This is a genomic window from Grimontia sp. SpTr1, from assembly GCF_947387585.1.
In the GTDB taxonomy this organism is placed as follows: domain Bacteria; phylum Pseudomonadota; class Gammaproteobacteria; order Enterobacterales; family Vibrionaceae; genus Enterovibrio; species Enterovibrio indicus.
On sequence record NZ_CANDOD010000004.1, the window covers coordinates 1 to 17,815 of the forward strand.

Annotated in this window: 20 protein-coding genes; 16 read left to right on the forward strand and 4 right to left on the reverse strand. The window is 50.3% G+C overall.

The window, feature by feature from the left end; genetic code table 11:
* Nucleotides 1-105 precede the first annotated feature (105 nt).
* From QL223_RS08580 to QL223_RS08600, 5 genes are all read left to right on the forward strand, one after another.
* Nucleotides 106-597, forward strand: coding sequence for a hypothetical protein (locus QL223_RS08580; protein WP_281544483.1), 492 nt, complete (start codon nucleotides 106-108; stop codon nucleotides 595-597).
* 107 nt (nucleotides 598-704) lie between these two features.
* Nucleotides 705-1,097 carry a hypothetical protein gene (locus tag QL223_RS08585; protein WP_281544484.1) on the forward strand — a complete coding sequence of 131 codons (393 nt, stop codon included), beginning with the start codon at nucleotides 705-707 and terminating at the stop codon, nucleotides 1,095-1,097.
* A 99-nt stretch (nucleotides 1,098-1,196) separates the two neighbouring features.
* Nucleotides 1,197-1,490 (forward strand): YciI family protein, encoded by a 294-nt coding sequence (locus QL223_RS08590; protein WP_062706538.1) that lies wholly within the window; start codon nucleotides 1,197-1,199, stop codon nucleotides 1,488-1,490.
* A gap of 131 nt (nucleotides 1,491-1,621) precedes the next feature.
* Nucleotides 1,622-2,179, forward strand: coding sequence for a hypothetical protein (locus tag QL223_RS08595; protein ID WP_281544485.1), 558 nt, complete (start codon nucleotides 1,622-1,624; stop codon nucleotides 2,177-2,179).
* 65 nt (nucleotides 2,180-2,244) lie between these two features.
* Nucleotides 2,245-2,691, forward strand: a complete 447-nt coding sequence (locus QL223_RS08600) for a hypothetical protein (RefSeq protein ID WP_002538519.1) — start codon at nucleotides 2,245-2,247, stop codon at nucleotides 2,689-2,691.
* 206 nt (nucleotides 2,692-2,897) lie between these two features.
* Here the strand turns inward: QL223_RS08600 and QL223_RS08605 are convergent, their stop codons facing one another.
* From QL223_RS08605 to QL223_RS08620, 4 genes are all read right to left on the reverse strand, one after another.
* The gene (locus QL223_RS08605; protein ID WP_281544486.1) at nucleotides 2,898-3,935 is read right to left on the reverse strand and encodes a nuclear transport factor 2 family protein; all 1,038 of its coding nucleotides are present in this window, start codon (nucleotides 3,933-3,935) and stop codon (nucleotides 2,898-2,900) included.
* A 3-nt stretch (nucleotides 3,936-3,938) separates the two neighbouring features.
* Complete coding sequence (locus tag QL223_RS08610; protein WP_002540630.1) at nucleotides 3,939-4,817, reverse strand: carbohydrate ABC transporter permease; 879 nt, start codon at nucleotides 4,815-4,817, stop codon at nucleotides 3,939-3,941.
* Nucleotides 4,818-4,826: 9 nt separating this feature from the next.
* A complete protein-coding gene (locus QL223_RS08615; protein ID WP_002540629.1) occupies nucleotides 4,827-5,858 on the reverse strand; it encodes a sugar ABC transporter permease in 1,032 nt (343 codons plus the stop codon).
* Between the two features lie 84 nt (nucleotides 5,859-5,942).
* Nucleotides 5,943-7,181 carry an extracellular solute-binding protein gene (locus QL223_RS08620; RefSeq protein ID WP_281544487.1) on the reverse strand — a complete coding sequence of 413 codons (1,239 nt, stop codon included), beginning with the start codon at nucleotides 7,179-7,181 and terminating at the stop codon, nucleotides 5,943-5,945.
* A 403-nt stretch (nucleotides 7,182-7,584) separates the two neighbouring features.
* Here QL223_RS08620 and QL223_RS08625 point away from each other — a divergent pair, with 403 nt between their 5' ends.
* From QL223_RS08625 to QL223_RS08675, 11 genes are all read left to right on the forward strand, one after another.
* Complete coding sequence (locus QL223_RS08625; protein ID WP_281544488.1) at nucleotides 7,585-8,658, forward strand: ABC transporter ATP-binding protein; 1,074 nt, start codon at nucleotides 7,585-7,587, stop codon at nucleotides 8,656-8,658.
* On the forward strand, nucleotides 8,659-9,189 hold the full coding sequence (locus QL223_RS08630) for an ester cyclase (RefSeq protein ID WP_281544489.1): 531 nt from the start codon (nucleotides 8,659-8,661) through the stop codon (nucleotides 9,187-9,189). It begins immediately after the preceding gene.
* 34 nt (nucleotides 9,190-9,223) lie between these two features.
* The gene (gene hisD, locus QL223_RS08635) at nucleotides 9,224-10,540 is read left to right on the forward strand and encodes a histidinol dehydrogenase (RefSeq protein WP_281544490.1); all 1,317 of its coding nucleotides are present in this window, start codon (nucleotides 9,224-9,226) and stop codon (nucleotides 10,538-10,540) included.
* Between the two features lie 12 nt (nucleotides 10,541-10,552).
* Nucleotides 10,553-11,599: an ester cyclase gene (locus QL223_RS08640; protein WP_281544596.1), complete on the forward strand. Its 1,047-nt coding sequence runs from the start codon at nucleotides 10,553-10,555 to the stop codon at nucleotides 11,597-11,599.
* Nucleotides 11,596-12,366, forward strand: a complete 771-nt coding sequence (locus QL223_RS08645; RefSeq protein ID WP_281544491.1) for an SDR family oxidoreductase — start codon at nucleotides 11,596-11,598, stop codon at nucleotides 12,364-12,366. Before QL223_RS08640 ends, QL223_RS08645 begins: the two co-directional genes overlap by 4 nt.
* Complete coding sequence (locus tag QL223_RS08650; RefSeq protein ID WP_281544492.1) at nucleotides 12,366-13,385, forward strand: LacI family DNA-binding transcriptional regulator; 1,020 nt, start codon at nucleotides 12,366-12,368, stop codon at nucleotides 13,383-13,385. Before QL223_RS08645 ends, QL223_RS08650 begins: the two co-directional genes overlap by 1 nt.
* Complete coding sequence (locus QL223_RS08655; protein WP_002540620.1) at nucleotides 13,382-14,350, forward strand: ester cyclase; 969 nt, start codon at nucleotides 13,382-13,384, stop codon at nucleotides 14,348-14,350. The genes QL223_RS08650 and QL223_RS08655 overlap by 4 nt, the downstream gene beginning before the upstream one ends.
* A 37-nt stretch (nucleotides 14,351-14,387) precedes the next feature.
* Nucleotides 14,388-15,350, forward strand: coding sequence for a cupin domain-containing protein (locus QL223_RS08660; protein ID WP_281544493.1), 963 nt, complete (start codon nucleotides 14,388-14,390; stop codon nucleotides 15,348-15,350).
* The gene (locus QL223_RS08665) at nucleotides 15,347-16,042 is read left to right on the forward strand and encodes an alpha/beta hydrolase (protein WP_281544494.1); all 696 of its coding nucleotides are present in this window, start codon (nucleotides 15,347-15,349) and stop codon (nucleotides 16,040-16,042) included. The genes QL223_RS08660 and QL223_RS08665 overlap by 4 nt, the downstream gene beginning before the upstream one ends.
* Nucleotides 16,042-16,737 carry an RraA family protein gene (locus tag QL223_RS08670; protein ID WP_281544495.1) on the forward strand — a complete coding sequence of 232 codons (696 nt, stop codon included), beginning with the start codon at nucleotides 16,042-16,044 and terminating at the stop codon, nucleotides 16,735-16,737. Before QL223_RS08665 ends, QL223_RS08670 begins: the two co-directional genes overlap by 1 nt.
* Nucleotides 16,738-16,809: 72 nt before the next feature.
* Nucleotides 16,810-17,796 carry a TRAP transporter substrate-binding protein gene (locus QL223_RS08675; protein ID WP_281544496.1) on the forward strand — a complete coding sequence of 329 codons (987 nt, stop codon included), beginning with the start codon at nucleotides 16,810-16,812 and terminating at the stop codon, nucleotides 17,794-17,796.
* Nucleotides 17,797-17,815 lie beyond the last annotated feature (19 nt).

The window sequence follows — 17,815 nt, forward strand, 5'->3', positions numbered from 1 at the left end:
CTTAAGTGTACGCGGACTAATCGGGCGTCTCGATTTTGTACTAAACGGGCTTTATGCCCGCTAATAAGTTGTTATGTGCCAGTAAGGATCGGAGATTACAGATAAATGTCAGTAAAGAATATCAATGACAGGATCCCTTCCTACAAAAAAGTGTTTGCTAGCGGGGAAATACAAGAAATTTATCAAAGCCTTGTTGGGATCATACAAGGTCTCAGAACAGAGTTTAATAAAAACTATAAGGGTCAGTTTTCGGTTGCAAATATACTGCACGGCTATATCGACTTTACTTACTTTTATTTGCAAAACGATTTCCTTAAAAAACGTAAGCTCAAATTGGCAATTGTGCTTAATCACCAAGAAGCACGTTTCGAGTTATGGCTGCTGGGTCAAACAAAAGATGTACAGATCAACTTTTGGAGAAAGTTACAGGGTGTTAGTTGGGTAAACGAAAACTTAATGCCAGAGTGGTCTATCTTTGAAATTGTAATGCTAGCTAACCCAGATTTTGACAATACCATGGTTTTATCAGATTCTATTCAAAGTAAATTTAATACTTTGTCAGAAGAGATTTTTGAAGTATTGAAAAAATATGAGTAATGCACATAACAAGTTACTCAAAAGGACGCAAAACGCTTGGCTTGCGCTCCTTCGTCGCTAATTTTAGCCAAGCATTTATGCGCCCATTAGTAAGGCGTTAACTGCCTATGAAGATTGACGAACAATTTGAGCTTATTCACTTTCATGATGCATCAATAGATAGTGTGTCTCGTGATGATGGAGATCTAGTACTTAATATCAGCGGCGCATTCTTGAGTAGTAACCACCCGCAATCGAATGGTAAAGACTGGTCAATCGAAAAGGCGGAATTACGTTTTGAGTATGTATCAGAAGAAGTCGCAAAATTCTGGGATGATACTAAGGCTCCAAAACCTCATCCAGAACCGGAGTTTCCATTGGATGAAATAATGGAAGCAAAATACGAAAATGGCTACTACATGTTTTCTGGCTTCAAAAATACTGTTCCGTGGAGTGAGTGGTATATTAAATCAGCTTACTTCATTTTTAATATTAGTGCTGCCAACGAATACAGCAGTTAACAAGACAAAGCAACCGACCGCAGTAAGCATCGGCTTTGAAATGCAGGCCGTTGCTTACTGCGGCGGCCGTTTGTGGCTTTATATGCAATGGAGAGTTAAGTGTTTATCGTATCCTTAACATACAAAGCGGAATTATCAGAAGTTGATCAATATATTGAAGCTCACGTTACATTCCTTGAAAAGTATTATGCGGCAGGTAAGTTTATTGCTTCAGGGCGAAAAGTTCCTCGAACAGGAGGAGTTATACTTGTAAATGCTATTAATAAAGCAGAAGTGGACTCGATAATAAAAGAAGATCCATTTTATATCTCGAATGTGGCTGACTATGAAGTGACGGAGTTTATACCAACCATGGCAGCGAAAGAATTTGATGCCATAAAAAATTGCATATAACAAGGCAATCAACGCGGGACGCTTTGTCAATGCGAAAGCTTTTCAAAGTGTTGTGAATACAAGGTATTAAAGCGGTTTTGGGCGGTTTGATAAGCGCCCGTTATTGCGACGTTATGTGCAAAGAGAGAATTATGTATAAATCTATTCCAAATAGAGAACTTCTGAAATCAGGGAAGTATTCAAATATGTTTCGGGAGGTTGGTGTTTCTGACTTTCATGAGGCCTGTGAATATGTATGGAAGCTTCCTTATGGGAGGACGAGTGATCGATCGAATTGGGATTTGGTACTTTCTGAAGGAAAAGGTGCTTGTAGTACCAAGCATGCACTGTTGAAGGCTTTGTCGAACGAGCTGGCTTTAGATATTGATCTTATTGTTGGCATTTATCTCATGCACGAGAATAATACTCCAGGTGTTGGGGATGTTCTAAGTGAATATGGATTAGCATACATACCTGAGGCACACTGCTATCTGCGGTATAGTGGAAGTAGGATCGACTTGACTAGACATGGAGCTCAGGCTGAAGAGGAAATCGCTGAATTTCTGACTGAGAAAGTTATTGAACCTCAGGGAATAGGAGCTGAGAAGCAGGAATATCATAGAGAGTACGTGCGCAGAGAATTTGGTGAGGCTGAATTTGATAGGGTATGGAGCGCTCGCGAAGAGTGTATTTCGGCAATTAGCACATAACAATCAAAGGCAAAGCGACGCGTAAACGCGCGCTTGCTTTGGGCGTTAGGCTTACAGGGGAAACTATGAAAATATTATATTCAGGTGGTCTTCAGGTTCGCTCTCATGATGCACAAGAACGCTTGCTAAATGTTAATACCTTTTTAGAAGGTGAATTTGCTCTCCACAACTTGTATCGAGAAGTTAAAGCAAGCGATTTTCCGATTGCTCAGGATTGCTTTGGCGATCAATTCCTTATTCGAGATAACTTGGTAGTTAAGTTGAATGCTGAAACTGGTGAGATTGATGAATTTGGTTGTACTTGGGAGCAGTTTTTGGCTTGGGTAGAAGAGGACCCAATTGAAAGATTGAATATTCCAAGCGATTTGGAGCTAAAGGTTGGTCAGCTGCTATTCGTTTATCCGCCTTTCTGTACTGTTGAAAGCAACAATGCATCAATAAAAGCAATTGATGGTATTGAGCTAATCAGCTTTCACGCAGATTTTGCAAGGCAGATAAATGGAGAACGTTAAGCCTAACAAATAAGAAGAAGTGTTGAGCAGCCGACCCTTAAAATCCATTCTTTGCCCAAACTCAACTTATCCGAAGTGAGCTGCTACGGGTACAACCCCTAACCCACAATTGTCCAATTATACGCTACACCACCCTACTCGCCCGTGCTGCCTTTGTGCTGTTTCAAAGGCCGTGCTTAGCCCATACCATTGCCAATATGCAGAAGTCAGTAAAACCTATTGGTCACATCACTCTGACTATCCGCACTCAGCTGTTGGTTTCTCGCCAGAATGTCGATGCCTTGTTGGTGGAAGAAATACAGTAAGTCTATAAACACCCAGTTTTCAGCCAGCTTATCGCCATCGCGGCGGTAGATATCAATCACGCGCATGTCGAAGTAATTGTCACTCGCCGCCATCCCCATAAAGCCACCCGAGGGTTTCAGGCTAAGATTCGGCCATCCGAAGAATCCGCCGAAATGCCCTTCGGCGAACTTACAGACATGACCGTTGAAGATGCGGTCGGAAAAGCTGGCTCTGAAAATACCCGAATGTTGCTTGGCATAGCGTTCGATGGTGTAACTAGCGCCGATACCCGTTGGCCCCCACCAAATCATGTCGTCGTGCCAGGTGAGCGCCAGCTCTTCTTCCAGACTCAGTTTGTTGTCCCAATTGCCCAAGTCGGAAATCATCTTGTTGATGACATCAAGCGTCTTCGCCCCTTCTTGTGCGGGTTGAAGGGTTGTCATGATGCCACCATGGGTCATCGGCCCAGGCTGTATAAGCTGCGCGCCACTCTGCGGTGGGAAAGGATTCACCCCCGCTTGGACCATGACACCGGGGATATCCGCAAAGAAAGCAGACTGAGCGATCTTGCCGTCCACGACTTGTGTGAACTCACAATAGCGCAAGAATGCCATGCGGCCTGTTCTGGGTATGCCGAGCCAATGTTGATCGAACAAGCCCATCAGATGGCCCATCGACACCACCCAAACACTGCCATCTTCATCGAGGCTATTTTCACCTGCCATGAAAATATCCTGACGACGCTGAAGCGCGCGGAAGGAGACTTTCAATGGCTGCCAGACTGTCTTGATAACATCACTGGCATTGTCGATTTCGTTAAAGGGATGGCAGCCCCGAAAGCGGTAATCCGGCGAGCAAAACTCGCCGAAAACAGCTTCCAACTCATCGCCTGAAGCAGCCTCCAATGCTTGATAAAACGACCACACTTTCTCTTTCGCTTGTTGTAGCACTGACAACACCACCTACCCTTTCACTGCACCAGCAGTTAAGCCAGACACAATTTGTTTTTGGAAGAAGAGAACCAGGAAAAACAGCGGGATCATCGCCGACACCACCGCAGCAACCGCAAACATCACGTTACCTTCCACCTGCGTGGTGCCAAGGAAGCTGGCAATCTTCGGCACCATGGTTTGGTTTTCCTGACTGAGCAGCATGCCCGTAACGGCAAAGTCGTTATAGGCCAGCAGGAAGCTGAACAAACCTGTGGTGATCACGCCCGGCCACATCACAGGGATAATCACGTGCTTGAAGGCTTGGAATCGGGTGCAGCCGTCCACCATTGCGCTCTCATCCATGTCTTTTGGAATGTTGAGGAAAAAAGAGTGAAGCATCCACAGCGTGAAGGGTTGGTTAATGGCCACCAGCACAATAATGGTGGTGCCAAGATGCCCCCACAAATTCCATTCGAAGAATGGCAGCATGTAACCCGAAACCAAGGTGATGTGCGGCATGGCGCGAAGCACCAAGGCAATCATTAAAATCCATAGCGAGTAACGAAAACCGGAGCGAGCCAGCGCGTAACCACCCAAGGTGCCAATGGTCAGGGAAATGATGACCACGGAAAACACCACCACAAAGGTATTGATGGCAGCGAGCCAGAAATCCTGCTCAATCCATGCGCCATAGTAACCTTGCCCCGTGAACTCGGAGCCCGTTTCCAGCAAGGTCTTTACACCGTAAATCGCGTTCATCCAATCAGATTTGGAGAAGAAATCTGCCTGCACTTTGAATGAGCCCCAAGCAGTCCAAAGAAACGGGCCTGCGGCAATGAGTAGCCAAACAATGACAAAGGCAATCGAGACCGTTTTTAGCCAGACAGGCTTCTTACGTACTTCTTCCATGATGGTCTCCTAGGCTGACTTACGGTTGAAATCGCGCCAGGTTCGAATGAACACAGGCATCAGAAGAATCGCCACACCCAGAATGGTGAGCATGGATGTGGACGCAGCAGAACCAAAAAGCTGAGAGTCCGTGCCACGCAAATCGTTGTAGATAAGCCAACTGAGCGATGTTGCGTGCGCTTCGGCCGCAAAGCCGACAATGGGCTCGAACACCCGGAAGTTATCCATCAGCTGCATCAAGGCGACGAAAGTCACCAGCGGTGCCATATGCGGGATCACGACAAAACGAATCGTCTCCCAACGCGATGCACCATCAATCATTGAGGCTTCCAGCGTATCGGTCGGCACGGTCTGAAGACCAGCGTAGAAGACGATGAAAGAGAAAGGCACCGACGACCAAATGCCGTAGATAAAGAGTGTTATCCAGGTCAGTGTCGGCGAGGCTTTCAATGACAGACTGTCGTCATCAAACCAGATTTGTAGGGTCGCCCCGATAACGCCATCGGCGTCAATCATCCAGAACAGAATCAGTGAGCCAATCAATGGCGTCACAATCATGGGGAGCAACGAAAGGAAGATCGTGGGCCCTTTCACTAACTTGGGCAATGCGTTCACGCAAAGCGCCACCACCAGCCCCAATACGATGACCAACGGCGTGACGATGAAGGTATACGCCAGCGTAAAGACCAGCGCTTTGTAAAACGGCAGGTTCATCATGCGATCGACAAAGTCACCCATGGAAGATGAAGCATCCCACGCTTCGCCTAACTCCTGAAAAGCCAGATGGCTTCGGTTAGTGTAGGTATCCATGCCGTTAAAACGCCCGAGCGGCTCTTCTTCGCGAAGTTTGTCTGTCGCTTCGCGATCAACCGCAACCGTGGTTTTACAGCCAAACGGACCACAGTTTTCCGTTTCCAACACAATTTGCTCGTGTTCCACATAAAGCGACTGAACAAATACAGAAACGATCGGCAAGGCGATGAGCAAAAACATGACCAATAACGATGGCCACATGAATTTTAAGAATGTGCGATGTGGCATGAGCTCCACCTTTCGTTCGGTAAGCCCCGAATCCCTCCGGGGCCTTGTTGCCAGAGAACCGTCTCAATGACAGAAGCTAAGTGATTACAGAAAACCCTGCTCTCGTGCAGAGGTCATATAAGCCGCTTCTACATCCTTAAGCGCTTGTTCTGCAGATTCGTTACCTAAGAGGAAGTCAGGCAGTTCTGCACCTAACGCGGAGTGCAGCAAACCCATGTAAGGCAACATAGGGTAAGGGTTAGCTTGCTCTTGAACCGTTGCAATTACTCCCATTGCGGACGCATCCGGCTCATAGCCTTCAATCAACCACACCGCTTTTTCTTGGTTGGCCTGCATCATCTCTGTCGAAATGGCATGGGTCATGACTTTGAACGTTGCCTCGGCGTCTTGCGGGGAAAGGTTACTGGCTACTGTCCATCCGTCCCACCAGAGCGTCGCACCCGGTGTACTGCCACCAGAGAATACTGGCGTATTGGTGAGTACTGTGTTGGCGACGATCTCTGGGCTGGAACCTTCACCATCCAGAATCGCAGTCGCCCGCGAGCCCCATAAAAGTGCCAGCGCGACTTTTCCGTCTTCCCACAAAGCTTGGGTGCTGTTGGAATCAAAGGTCAAAAAGTCAGGGTTAGAAAGCTGCGTCAGAGCTTTGAGCGTATTGAGCGTTTTCACACCATTGGCATTGTTAAGGTTCGGAATCGCACTGCCCGGTTTGAAGAAGCTCTCTCCGGTGGCACTAAAGACATTGATAAACTCTTCACCGAGATTCCATCCGGTTTTGGTATTCAGAGCGACAGGGTATTTCATCAGTCCCATCTGTTGAATTTTCTTGCCTGCAGCAATCATGTCCTCAAAGGTTTTCGGTGGTTCGACACCCGCTTCTTCGAGGATATCTTTGCGGTAAAAGAGGTGTTGCGAATTCGCCATAAAGGCCACAGCCATCACCTTGCCATCAATCTTGATCAACTGTGACGGCTGAAGACTTTGCCCGTATTTTTCCACCATGTCGTCGAGAGGCTGGATCAGACCTTCATTCAGTAACGGCACAATAGAACTGGTTGATACAACGGCTGTGGAGTACTTGGCAGGATTCGCTTTCAGCGCGGCGTTTTGTAGGTCACGGTGGTCTTTGGTTTGGTTTTTGGTCACGCTCAGCTTGTCCGTGGCACATCCCTCAGCCTGCGCTGCTACCGCGTGCAATGCGGGAAAGTCATTCGACAATATGTTGACGTTTCCTTCCCCTGCACCGCACCCGTCTGCGGCTGTCACCTGATGGGTGATAGCGAGCAAACTCGCCATGGCTATCCCTTTTACGCTGCAATTCATGTTGCTCTCCTACTTCATCCGATAAGCAATAACTAACGATTGCGTCTCTCACTAACTTGCCTGACTTCAAATCCAGACAGAAATAGATACGTATGCAAAAAGAAGGTTTGTAGTTTTATTCTTTTTTATCAAGAAATCTTTCTTTCTAACTTGAGTGAAAATTGCGCGGCCATATTTGTTTTTAACTTATTGAAAAATGACAAATATATTAAAATAATGATATTTATCATTCATTTACAAAACAATGATTTTATTGATTTTCTTATTATTAAGAATTAATACCAAGTAAATTTATTTGTGTGACAGCACTCAAACATCACTATTTTTCATATTCTAAAAATCATATTTCTCTGCTTATTTTGAATACGTACCCATTAAGTTTCGTTCAACGTGGAGAGCAATCATGGCTGAAGTGCAGTTGCGTCATATCGATAAACGCTGGGGTGATTTTATCGGCGTCAAAGATTTCGATTTGACCATTCCTGACAAGGAGTTTCTGGTCTTACTTGGACCATCAGGCTGCGGTAAAACCACCACCATGCGCATGATTGCCGGGCTAGAGGAAGCGACCAGCGGGGAAATATTGATTGATGGCAAGGTAGTGAACGACCTTGAGCCGAAAGACAGAGACGTCGCCATGGTTTTCCAAAGCTATGCGCTTTACCCCAACATGAGCGTGTACGAGAACATCCGCTTTCCGCTGAAAGTTCGCAACATCGACCCGGCCACCCATGATGAAAAAGTGATGCGTGCAGCGGAAATGGTCGAGCTCACTAATTTCCTACACCGCCGCCCAGCGGATCTGTCCGGCGGTCAGCGCCAGCGCGTCGCTTTGGCACGCGCCATTGTTCGCGAGCCCAACGTGTTCCTGATGGACGAACCGCTCTCGAACCTGGATGCAAAACTGCGCGTTTCAACGCGGGCGCAAATCAAGAACCTCTCCCACGAGCTGCAAATCACCACGATTTACGTCACCCATGACCAGATTGAAGCCATGACGCTGGCAGATCGTGTGGTGGTAATGAGCGCAGGTAACGTGCAGCAAGTGGGCACACCGACAGAGATTTATAACTACCCAGCCAACACCTTTGTGGCGAGTTTTATTGGTTCACCCGCGATGAACCTGATGAAAGGCAAGATTGCGGGCGGAGTGTTTACCGCAGAGAACGTCACCATCACAGGGTTGGATACAAGCCTTTCCGGCAACATCACGCTGGGGTTCCGTGCTGAAGATGCCGTTGTCACTGATGGCAGTGAAACGTCCAGCGGCATTAACGCCAAGGTCTTCTCCATCGAGCTGTTGGGTGATGCCACCATGATCACTGTCAAGGTCAATGATGAACTCGTCGCCGTCAAAGCGGATAAAGAGTATGTCACCGACATTGGCCAACCTTTCTCCGCCACAATTTCCGCCAGTATTTGTCATCTTTTCGACGCAGAAACGGGCGAACGGCTCTCTCAACCGGAGTCAGCTTAAATGAAAGGCTCAAGACCCGAACAGGCCACGCTCACCAAAGACACAGACATGACCAAGACGGATGAAACCCGTCAGGTTATCGAGTCGATGGTCGATGGCCTTAACGATCACCGCATTGCCGACATCGGCGAATTCTTCTCGCAAGGGTTTCGCTGGTTCGGTAATCAGGGTTGTGGCACCAAACATGGGTTGGAAGCATTTCAGAGGAACTGGCAAAAACCCTTTCAGGCTGCCTTTTCAGACAAAGTTTGCGTAGACGAGGCGAGACTTTACATGGGTGAGTGGGCAGCCGCATTTGGTCATCAAACCGCCAAGCATACCGGCACATTCATGGGCGTGGCACCGACCGGAAAAGAAGTCGAAATCCGCTACATGGATTTTTGGAAAGTACAGGACGGCAAAATCGTCGACAACTGGGTCATGGTGGACTTTCCCTATGTACTCGCCCAACTCGGCGTCGATGTTTTTAACGGCGAAGGATGGGAAGCATTTGATCGCAACGAAAAAGTCCCGCCATCACCGGCTTCTTAATTCTCACGCACTACCGCCTTTAGAGGAAAAATACATGACAGTCAGATATTTAAAATCAGGGAAATCGGAATCTGATAGAGAGAGCGACAACGAAAAAGTCGTCCAGATCGTCGCAGATACCCTGAAGAAAATTGAACAAGAAGGTGATGCAGCAGTGCGTGAACTGGCGATCAAATTCGACAATTACGCACCCGAATCTTTCCTGCTTTCAAAAGAAGACATCGAAGCCATCATCGCCAAAGTCTCGCCAGAAGACATGGAAGATATCCGCTTTGCCAATGAGCAGGTCACTAATTTCGCTAAAGTGCAGTTAGCGTCAATGAGTGATGTGGAAGTGGAGACGCTTCCAGGGGTCATTCTTGGACACAAAAACATTCCAGTACAAAGCGTGGGCTGTTACGTCCCGGGTGGAAAATTCCCCATGGTGGCCTCAGCGCACATGTCTGTCGCTACCGCCAAAGTTGCTGGCGTGCCACGCGTAATTGCCTGTACACCGCCGTTTAATGGTGAACCTAACCCTGCAGTTGTCGCAGCGATGCATCTAGGCGGCGCCGACGAAATCTATGTGTTAGGTGGCATTCAGGCTGTGGGTGCGATGGCGCTGGGCACCGAAACCATCGCGCCGGTGCATCTGCTCGTCGGTCCGGGTAATGCCTTTGTGGCAGAAGCGAAGCGCCAGTTGTTCGGGCGCGTGGGTATCGATCTCTTTGCCGGGCCAACAGAAACCATGGTGATCGCTGACGATACCGTGGACGCCGAAATGTGTGCGACAGACCTTCTCGGTCAGGCAGAGCATGGCTACAACTCACCTGCTGCGCTAGTCACGACCAGTGAAAAGCTGGCGACCGAAACCATGGCGGAAATCGAACGTATTCTGAACATCCTGCCCACCGCCGACACCGCCAGTGTCAGTTGGCGTGATTATGGCGAGATCATTCTCTGCGATACCTACGAGGAAATGCTCGCCGTTTCTGAGGAAAAAGCCTATGAGCACGTACAGGTGATGACCGACCGGGACGATTGGTTCCTCGACAACATGACCTGTTATGGCGGCCTGTTCCTTGGCCCACGTACCAATGTGTCCAACGGTGACAAGGTGATTGGCACCAACCACACCCTGCCGACCCAGAAAGCTGGCCGATATACCGGTGGACTATGGGTAGGCAAGTACCTCAAGACACACAGCTACCAGAAAATCGTGACCGATGAGGCCGCAACCCTGATTGGTGAATATGGCTCACGTCTTTGCATGCTCGAGGGCTTTGTTGGCCATGCGGAGCAGTGCAACGTGCGAGTAAGACGCTATGGCAACAAAGACGTGCCATACGGCGAAGCTGCGGCAAGAGGATAAGCGTCCGTGACGATGGAAAATCACCGCATTACCGACGCCTTTTCTCGCTGGCGTCAGTCTCAGAGAAACGCCGAACTTGGCGCGCTGGAAGCCGCCGCCGAAGGGCTGTTCGACCCCAATGCTGTAATCCACATGAGCTACCCTTTTGGGGACATGACAGGTGCGTCGCAATGGATTATTCAAAGCTATCAGCCTTTGCTTGAAGCCATGCCGGATCTTGAGCGTCGGGATGCCATCGTCATTCGTGGAAAAGACCAACACGGTCAGCAATGGATTGGCTGCTGCGGCTATTACTGCGGCACCTTTCTCAGTCCGTTTTTGGATATTCCACCCACCGGGCACTTCACCCACATGCGCTATCACGAGTTCTATCAGATTGCTGATGATCGCATCGTTCAGGTGCAGACCATCTGGGATGTGGTCGAAGTGATGATGCAAGCCAATGCCTGGCCAATGGCGCCGTCGTTAGGACGGGAAGGACTGGTTCCGGGGCCAGCGACCCAAGATGGTGTGAAAGCGTTATCGCCTGAAACGGATGATACGCCATCCAACGCCAAGCTTGTTTTAGCGATGCTTAATGACCTGATCCGTCACCCCACCCAAGGTGGCCCCGAGGTGATGAACTTAACACATTATTGGCACCCAAATCTGACTTGGTATGGCCCAGCGGGTATTGGCACTTGCCGTGGGCTTTCAGGTTTTCGTCATTGGCATCAAATCCCCTTTCTCAACGCGATGCCTGATAGGGGAAAAGTACACAGTGAAACGGATATTCACCTGTTCGAACAAGACAACTATGTCGCGGTCACGGGCTGGCCAAACATGCGACAAACGCTCAGTGCCGATGGCTGGCTGGGAATCGCCCCCTCCGGTCAACAGGTCTCGCTGCGCAGTCTGGACTTCTGGCGTATCGAAGATGGGAAGATCGCTGAAAACTGGGTTTTGGTTGACCTTTTAGATGTTTACGCCCAGCTCGGCGTAGACGTTTTTGGCAGACTGAAGGAATTCAACAAAGCCAGACCGCACCGCGCGGTCGAATTACCAAAGGAAGTATTATGACCATTGCCCTGCCCAAAACCCCTTCATTTTATCTCACTGGCATGCGTGCATTAGTCACGGGCGCATCGTCAGGGATCGGTCTCGCGTGCGCCACGGCTCTGGCGCGAGCAGGCGCACATGTCACCTTGATGGCACGTAGAAAAGACCAGCTCATTGCCCTTCAGCAAGCCATGGCCGACGAAGGGTTACATGCAGAAGCGCTGCCCTTAGACATGACAGATCTTGCTGCGTTGGAGCGTGAAATGAACGCCCGCGAACCTTTTGATGTGGTACTCAACTCAGCAGGCCTGGCCAAGCACTCACCCGCTGTTGATACCCAGTCCGATGACTACGACCAGGTCTTCAACCTGAATGTGAAAGCGGCCTATTTCCTGTTCCAGTTTGCCGCCAAAAAGCTCATTGCCGCGGGCAAGCCGGGCAGCCTGATTTCAATTTCCAGCCAGATGGCACATGTGGGTGGTCTTGATCGCGCCGTTTATTGCGCCAGCAAACATGCCGTCGAAGGATTTACCAAAGCCATGGCAATCGAGTGGGGGAAACAAGGCATTCGCGTGAACACCGTTTGCCCCACTTTCATCAAAACCGACCTCACTGCATCGACGTTTGCGGACCCGGAAAAGCGCGCCTGGATAGAAAGCCACATCAAACTCGACCGCGTTGGCGAAGTGGAAGATTTGATGGGCGCTGTGGTTTATCTCGCTTCAAATGCCTCAGCCATGGTGACAGGAACCTCGCTGAAAGTAGACGGAGGTTGGACAGCAGAATAATGGCAAACGATAAAGTCACCTCAACCGACGTCGCCAAACGCGCAGGCGTCAGCCAGTCCGCCGTCAGCCGGGTGTTTACACCGGGCGGTTCGGCGTCGAAAAAAACCATCGAGAAGGTCAAGAAGGCCGCAGAAGAGCTCGGATACAGGCCAAACGTTTTAGCTCGCGCCATGGTCTCGGGCAAAAGCCGGGTCATTGGCTTGGTTGTCGCTTACCTCAATAACCAGTTCTATCCCGACGCGCTGGAAAAGCTCTCCAATCAGCTACAGGAGCAGGGCTACCACGTCCTGATCTTCATGGCGAACAACTCCGATAGTGTTATCGAAGAAGTGATTGAAGAGATCCTGGATTATCAGGTCGATGGCATCATCGCCGCATCCGTCGATTTATCCTCGGAGCTCGCTGCACGCTGTCGCTCAGTGGGTGTGCCTATCGTTCTTTTTAACCGCTCCCAACAAGGCGATGATTTCTCTTCTGTCACCTCTGACAATTTCAGTGGCGGCATTGCTGCTGCAGAGTTTCTTGTCGCAGGTGGCCATAAAAAAATCAGCTACATTGCCGGGCTGGATTGCACATCCACCCAACGTGACCGGGAAATTGGTTTCCGTGCAGGATTGCAGCAGGCAGGTATTGATGTTCACTCCCGAGGCGATGGCATGTTCGACATGGACAAAGCTCGTGAGGCAACCCGCGCGATGTTCAAGAACGATCCGCCCGACGCTGTATTTGTCGCCAACGATCACATGGCCTTGGCCGTCATGGACACCATCCGTTTTGAGCTCGGCTTACGCATTCCAGAAGACGTGTCCGTGATTGGGTTTGATGATGTTCCCGCCGCTTCATGGCCTGCTTACAACCTCACCACACTGGCGCAACGCGCCGACATCATGGTGAGTGAAACCGTCAGAATTTTGCTGCAACAGATCAGCCATGAGAACGATGCACCTCAGAAGGTTGCTATTGGTTCGCCGTTGATCGTCCGCGGCTCAGCCAGATTACCGAAGGGATACACATCATGAAGGGCTTTGACGAAAAGTTTGTCGACTTTCCCGACTACATCATCTCAATAACGCATGAAATTTGGGAAGGGCGCAATCTCGCTTCGCTTCATGATTACTATGGTGAAGACATCGTCGTCCGCTCCCCTGCCGGACTGACCATTGGCAACAAAGATGTGATTGCCCAAACGGCTGGCACACTCAATGAATTCCCAGACAGAACCTTGTATGGCGAAGATGTTATTTGGAGCGGAACGCCAGAAGACGGCATGCTCTCATCACACCGTATTTTGTCCGAAGCAACGCACATGGGCGATGGACAATTCGGCGCAGCAACGGGCAAAAAGCTTCGTTACCGCATCATTGCTGACTGCCACGCCATCAACAATCAAATTAACGACGAATGGCTCATCCGGGATCTGGGCGCCATCGTGCGTCAGTTAGGGCACGACCCCAAAGCTTTCGCTATTCAGCAAATCGCCGATCAGGGGGGACACGAACATTGCGCCCGCCCCTTCACGCCCGCGATGGACAAGCAAGGCCCTTATCTCGGTAAGGGGAACGACAACGAATGGGGACAGCGTTACGCCGAGGTGTTAACCCGCATGATGAATGCCGAGTTTTCCTGCATTCCCGATGATTATGACCGCGCTTGTCAGGCGGAATATCCAGGTGGGCTGACAGTCAACTCATGGGGCGCAATCGACCAATTCTGGATTGGCCTTCGCGCCAGCTTCCCCAATGCCACATTCAAGATTGAACACCAGATTGGGCGCGACGACCCAATGATGCCACCCCGCGCGGCGATCCGCTTTTCCCTTCACGGAAAGCATGAGGGTTGGGGCCACTTCGGTCAGCCAAGCGGTGCAGATGTTTACTTGATGGCAGCAGCGCATGTGGAATTTGGCCCTTACGGTATCAGACGCGAATTCGTGTTGTTTGATGAAACGGCGATATGGAAACAGATCGCGCTTCACACAGGTTGAAGTCAGTTATCAGGCTCGCGCCTACAAGGAGAAAATAATGGAACAGCCTCAATGGGTGAGATTCGGCGAATTGATCCCGTGTCGTACAGCCTTTATCGACGCGCACACGCCAGGTTCTTCTGAAAAAGAAAATTTCACCATTATTGGCGGTGGCGTCTCTGAAAGCCCTGATCAACACGTCCACATCAAAGCCACGCCGGGCTTCAATATTGGCGCGGCAGGCCAACCTCCCCGCTGTTTCAACTCTCTGCATTCCCACAACACGGCGGAGGTGTTCTTTGTCCTGAAAGGACGCTGGCGTTTCTTTTGGGGAGAAACCGGAGAAGACGGTGAAGTCATCCTCGAAGAAGGGGACATTTTCAACATTCCTACCCGCTTATTCCGTGGCTTTGAAAACATCGGTAGCGATTACGGAATGATCATGTCGATACTGGGTGGCGATGATGCCGGCGGCGGCGTCATTTGGGCACCGCACGTTCGCGAAGCAGCACAAGCCCACGGTTTAGTGCTGGGTGAAACGGGTCGCCTGTATGACACCAAGAAAGACGAAGCTCTGCCCGATGATGAGCTCGAGATGCCATTGCCAGAGCAGGACTGGCTAAATGCCCTGTTGCGTCCTGATGCCACCACCGTCGTCAAACACTACGTTGCCCGTTACTGGGACATGATGGCAATGGCTGCTCAGGGAGCCGTAAAAGTGATTGGTGAGCATGGGTTATTAATCGACAAACCGGGTTTTGAAGTCGATTTTCTTTCCCGTCAGTCACCGCTGCCCGAAACACTTCACGCAGAAAAAGACGTGGTCCTAATGGTGATGCGAGGACATTGGTCTGTCAGTTGGCAAGGCAAGACAGAAATCTTCAATCCTGGAGACACTATTTGGCTTCCCGGAGGTACCGACTACTCACTCAAGGTCACTGCCTCCGGTGAAGCCAGCCTTTTTCGCGTCACACGCACTGATGACCCAGCAGGCCTGACTTGGACTGGGGAAAACGTATGAATGAGCCATTAGTCCTGCTTCCCGGCATGATGTGCGATCACCGCCTGTTTGAGCATCAGGTTGCTTCATTGGGCGAAGAACGTGAAGTGATCGTGATGAATATCGATGGTCATGACAGCATGTCGGCGCTCGCAGCGGAAGTATTGGAAAATGCCCCCGAGAAGTTCGCGCTGGGTGGGCTGTCAATGGGTGGCATACTGGCAATGGAAGTGTTTCGTCAGGCACCGGAGCGTATCACCCGACTCGCTTTGATGGACACCAACCCCCGCGCTGAACTTGACGAAGTGAAAGAGGGCAGGAAAGCGCACCTTGCTCGCACCGCTAACGGTGAAATGTTGGACGTGATGCAAGAGGTCATGATCCCCAAATACGTTCACCGAGACATCCCGCGCCCTGATATCGAAAAGCTGTGCCTTGAGATGGCAGCCAACCTCGGTGATACCTGCTTTATTAACCAGTCTCTCGCCCTTCGCGATCGCCCGGATCAGCAGGGCACACTGCGCGCGGTAACCGTTCCTACCCTGATATTGATGGGAGAAGACGACCAGCTCTGTCCGAGAGACCGACACGACACCATGAAGTCGCTGATTCCACATGCAGACTTTGTCGTCATTCCTTTTGCCGGGCATCTGCCCACGCTTGAAAAACCGGAGGCAACCACGCGCGCACTGAACGCCTGGTTGAAACGTTAATGGATAAACCACTCTATAAGCTCTTGTTGAGCGTCGACACGCCCACTGTCTGCAATGCCATCGAAGTGGCGCAAGGTCAACGCGGCTTTGACCAATACTCCCGTGGCACCCTGCTCGCTTCTGATCCTGAAAGCAAAGCCATGGTGGGCTATGCGAAAACGGCGCAGATTGCCGCCATTGAGCCTTCCAGCTTACCGCCGGAAGACGTTAAAGCGCTGCGCATGCAGTACTACAAATATATGTCGCAAGGCCCTTTCCCCTCGGTCACTGTGATTGAAGACTTGGATTATCCCAACGCAGTGGGCGCTTTCTGGGGCGAGATTAATACCAATGTGCACAAGGGCTTTGGCATTTCAGGCGTGCTCACCAATGGCGTGATGCGGGATTTGGGCGATTTGCCCGACGCATTTCCGGTTCTGGCAGGTTCCATTGGTCCAAGTCATGCGTTCGTGCACATCGAATCCATTGGCGAGCCCGTTTCCGTGTTTGGCTTGACCGTCAATGAAGGCGACCTGATCCATGCAGACAGGCACGGTGCTGTCGTCATTCCCAAAGACATCATTCCCAAGCTTCAAGACGCGATAGAAACTTTGCTCCGCAATGAGCAAATTGTCCTGCAAGCCGCCAAAGAAGAAGGCTTTGATTTCGAGCGGTTTGAGCAGGCTTGGGCAGAGTTCGAACGCGTTCGTACCTGATTTCCAACGGCAGCATGTTGCTGCCCATTTCCTCACAATCAACGCAATACGGCTAAACACAAGGAGTACACCATGAAGTTGTCACTGATGATCACTGTCATAGCCGGGCTACTCACCTCTACCGCATCCTTTGCCGACACTACGATTCGAATAGGCCATGCCACACCGGAAGTCTCCCCAATTCACCAATCGCTGCTCTATTTCGAAAAGGAAATCGAAAAACGCTCTAACGGCGAGATTGAAGTGGAAATCTATCCAGGCGGCCAGCTTGGTGGAGTGCGCGAAATGACCGAGCTGGTTCAATCCGGCAATATCACCATGGCCACTGGCGCGTCAGTGCATCTCTCCTCCACCGTTAACGAGCTTGCTGTGCTTGACCAGTTTTTGCTGTTTGCAGACGAAGACACCGCGCGTAATGTACTCGACGGAGAGGCCGGGCAGTCACTCGCTAAAGCCATGGAAAAGCAAGGTCTCAAATCCATGGGCTTTATGGAGCTGGGCTTTCGAAGCTTTACCAACAACCGCGCCCCGCTCGACAGCTACGAGGCCTTTGAAGGTCTACGAATGCGTTCAGCAGACAACCCTATCGCGATTAAAGCGTGGCGCTCTGTTGATGCCGTACCGATTGCGCTGGCATGGGGTGAGATTTATTCCTCCCTTCAACAGAACCTGATTTTCGGTCAGGAAAGTGCACTGTCTTCCATGCTCGTAGAACGCTTCTTCGAAGTGCAGGATTACGTGTCCCTGACAAACCACATCTATTGGCCTGAGCTCTGGATGGCGAATCTGGATTGGTACAACGATCTCAGTGATAAAGACCGCAAGCTTATCGACGAAGTCGCCCGTGAAACCATCGTGCTTGAGCGCGACCTCACCATGAAAACCAACAACGAAACGCTGGCCGCTCTGAAAGAAAAAGGGCTCAAGGTGAACGAACTTCCGTTGGCAGATCGTGAGCGTTTGGGGGCAACCATGAATGCAGCGATTGAGCAGGATATCCGACAGAAAGTCGGTAGCGACTTTTATGACGAGTTCATGTCGAACCTGAACCCGCAATAACCCTCCCTGTTAGCAAGCG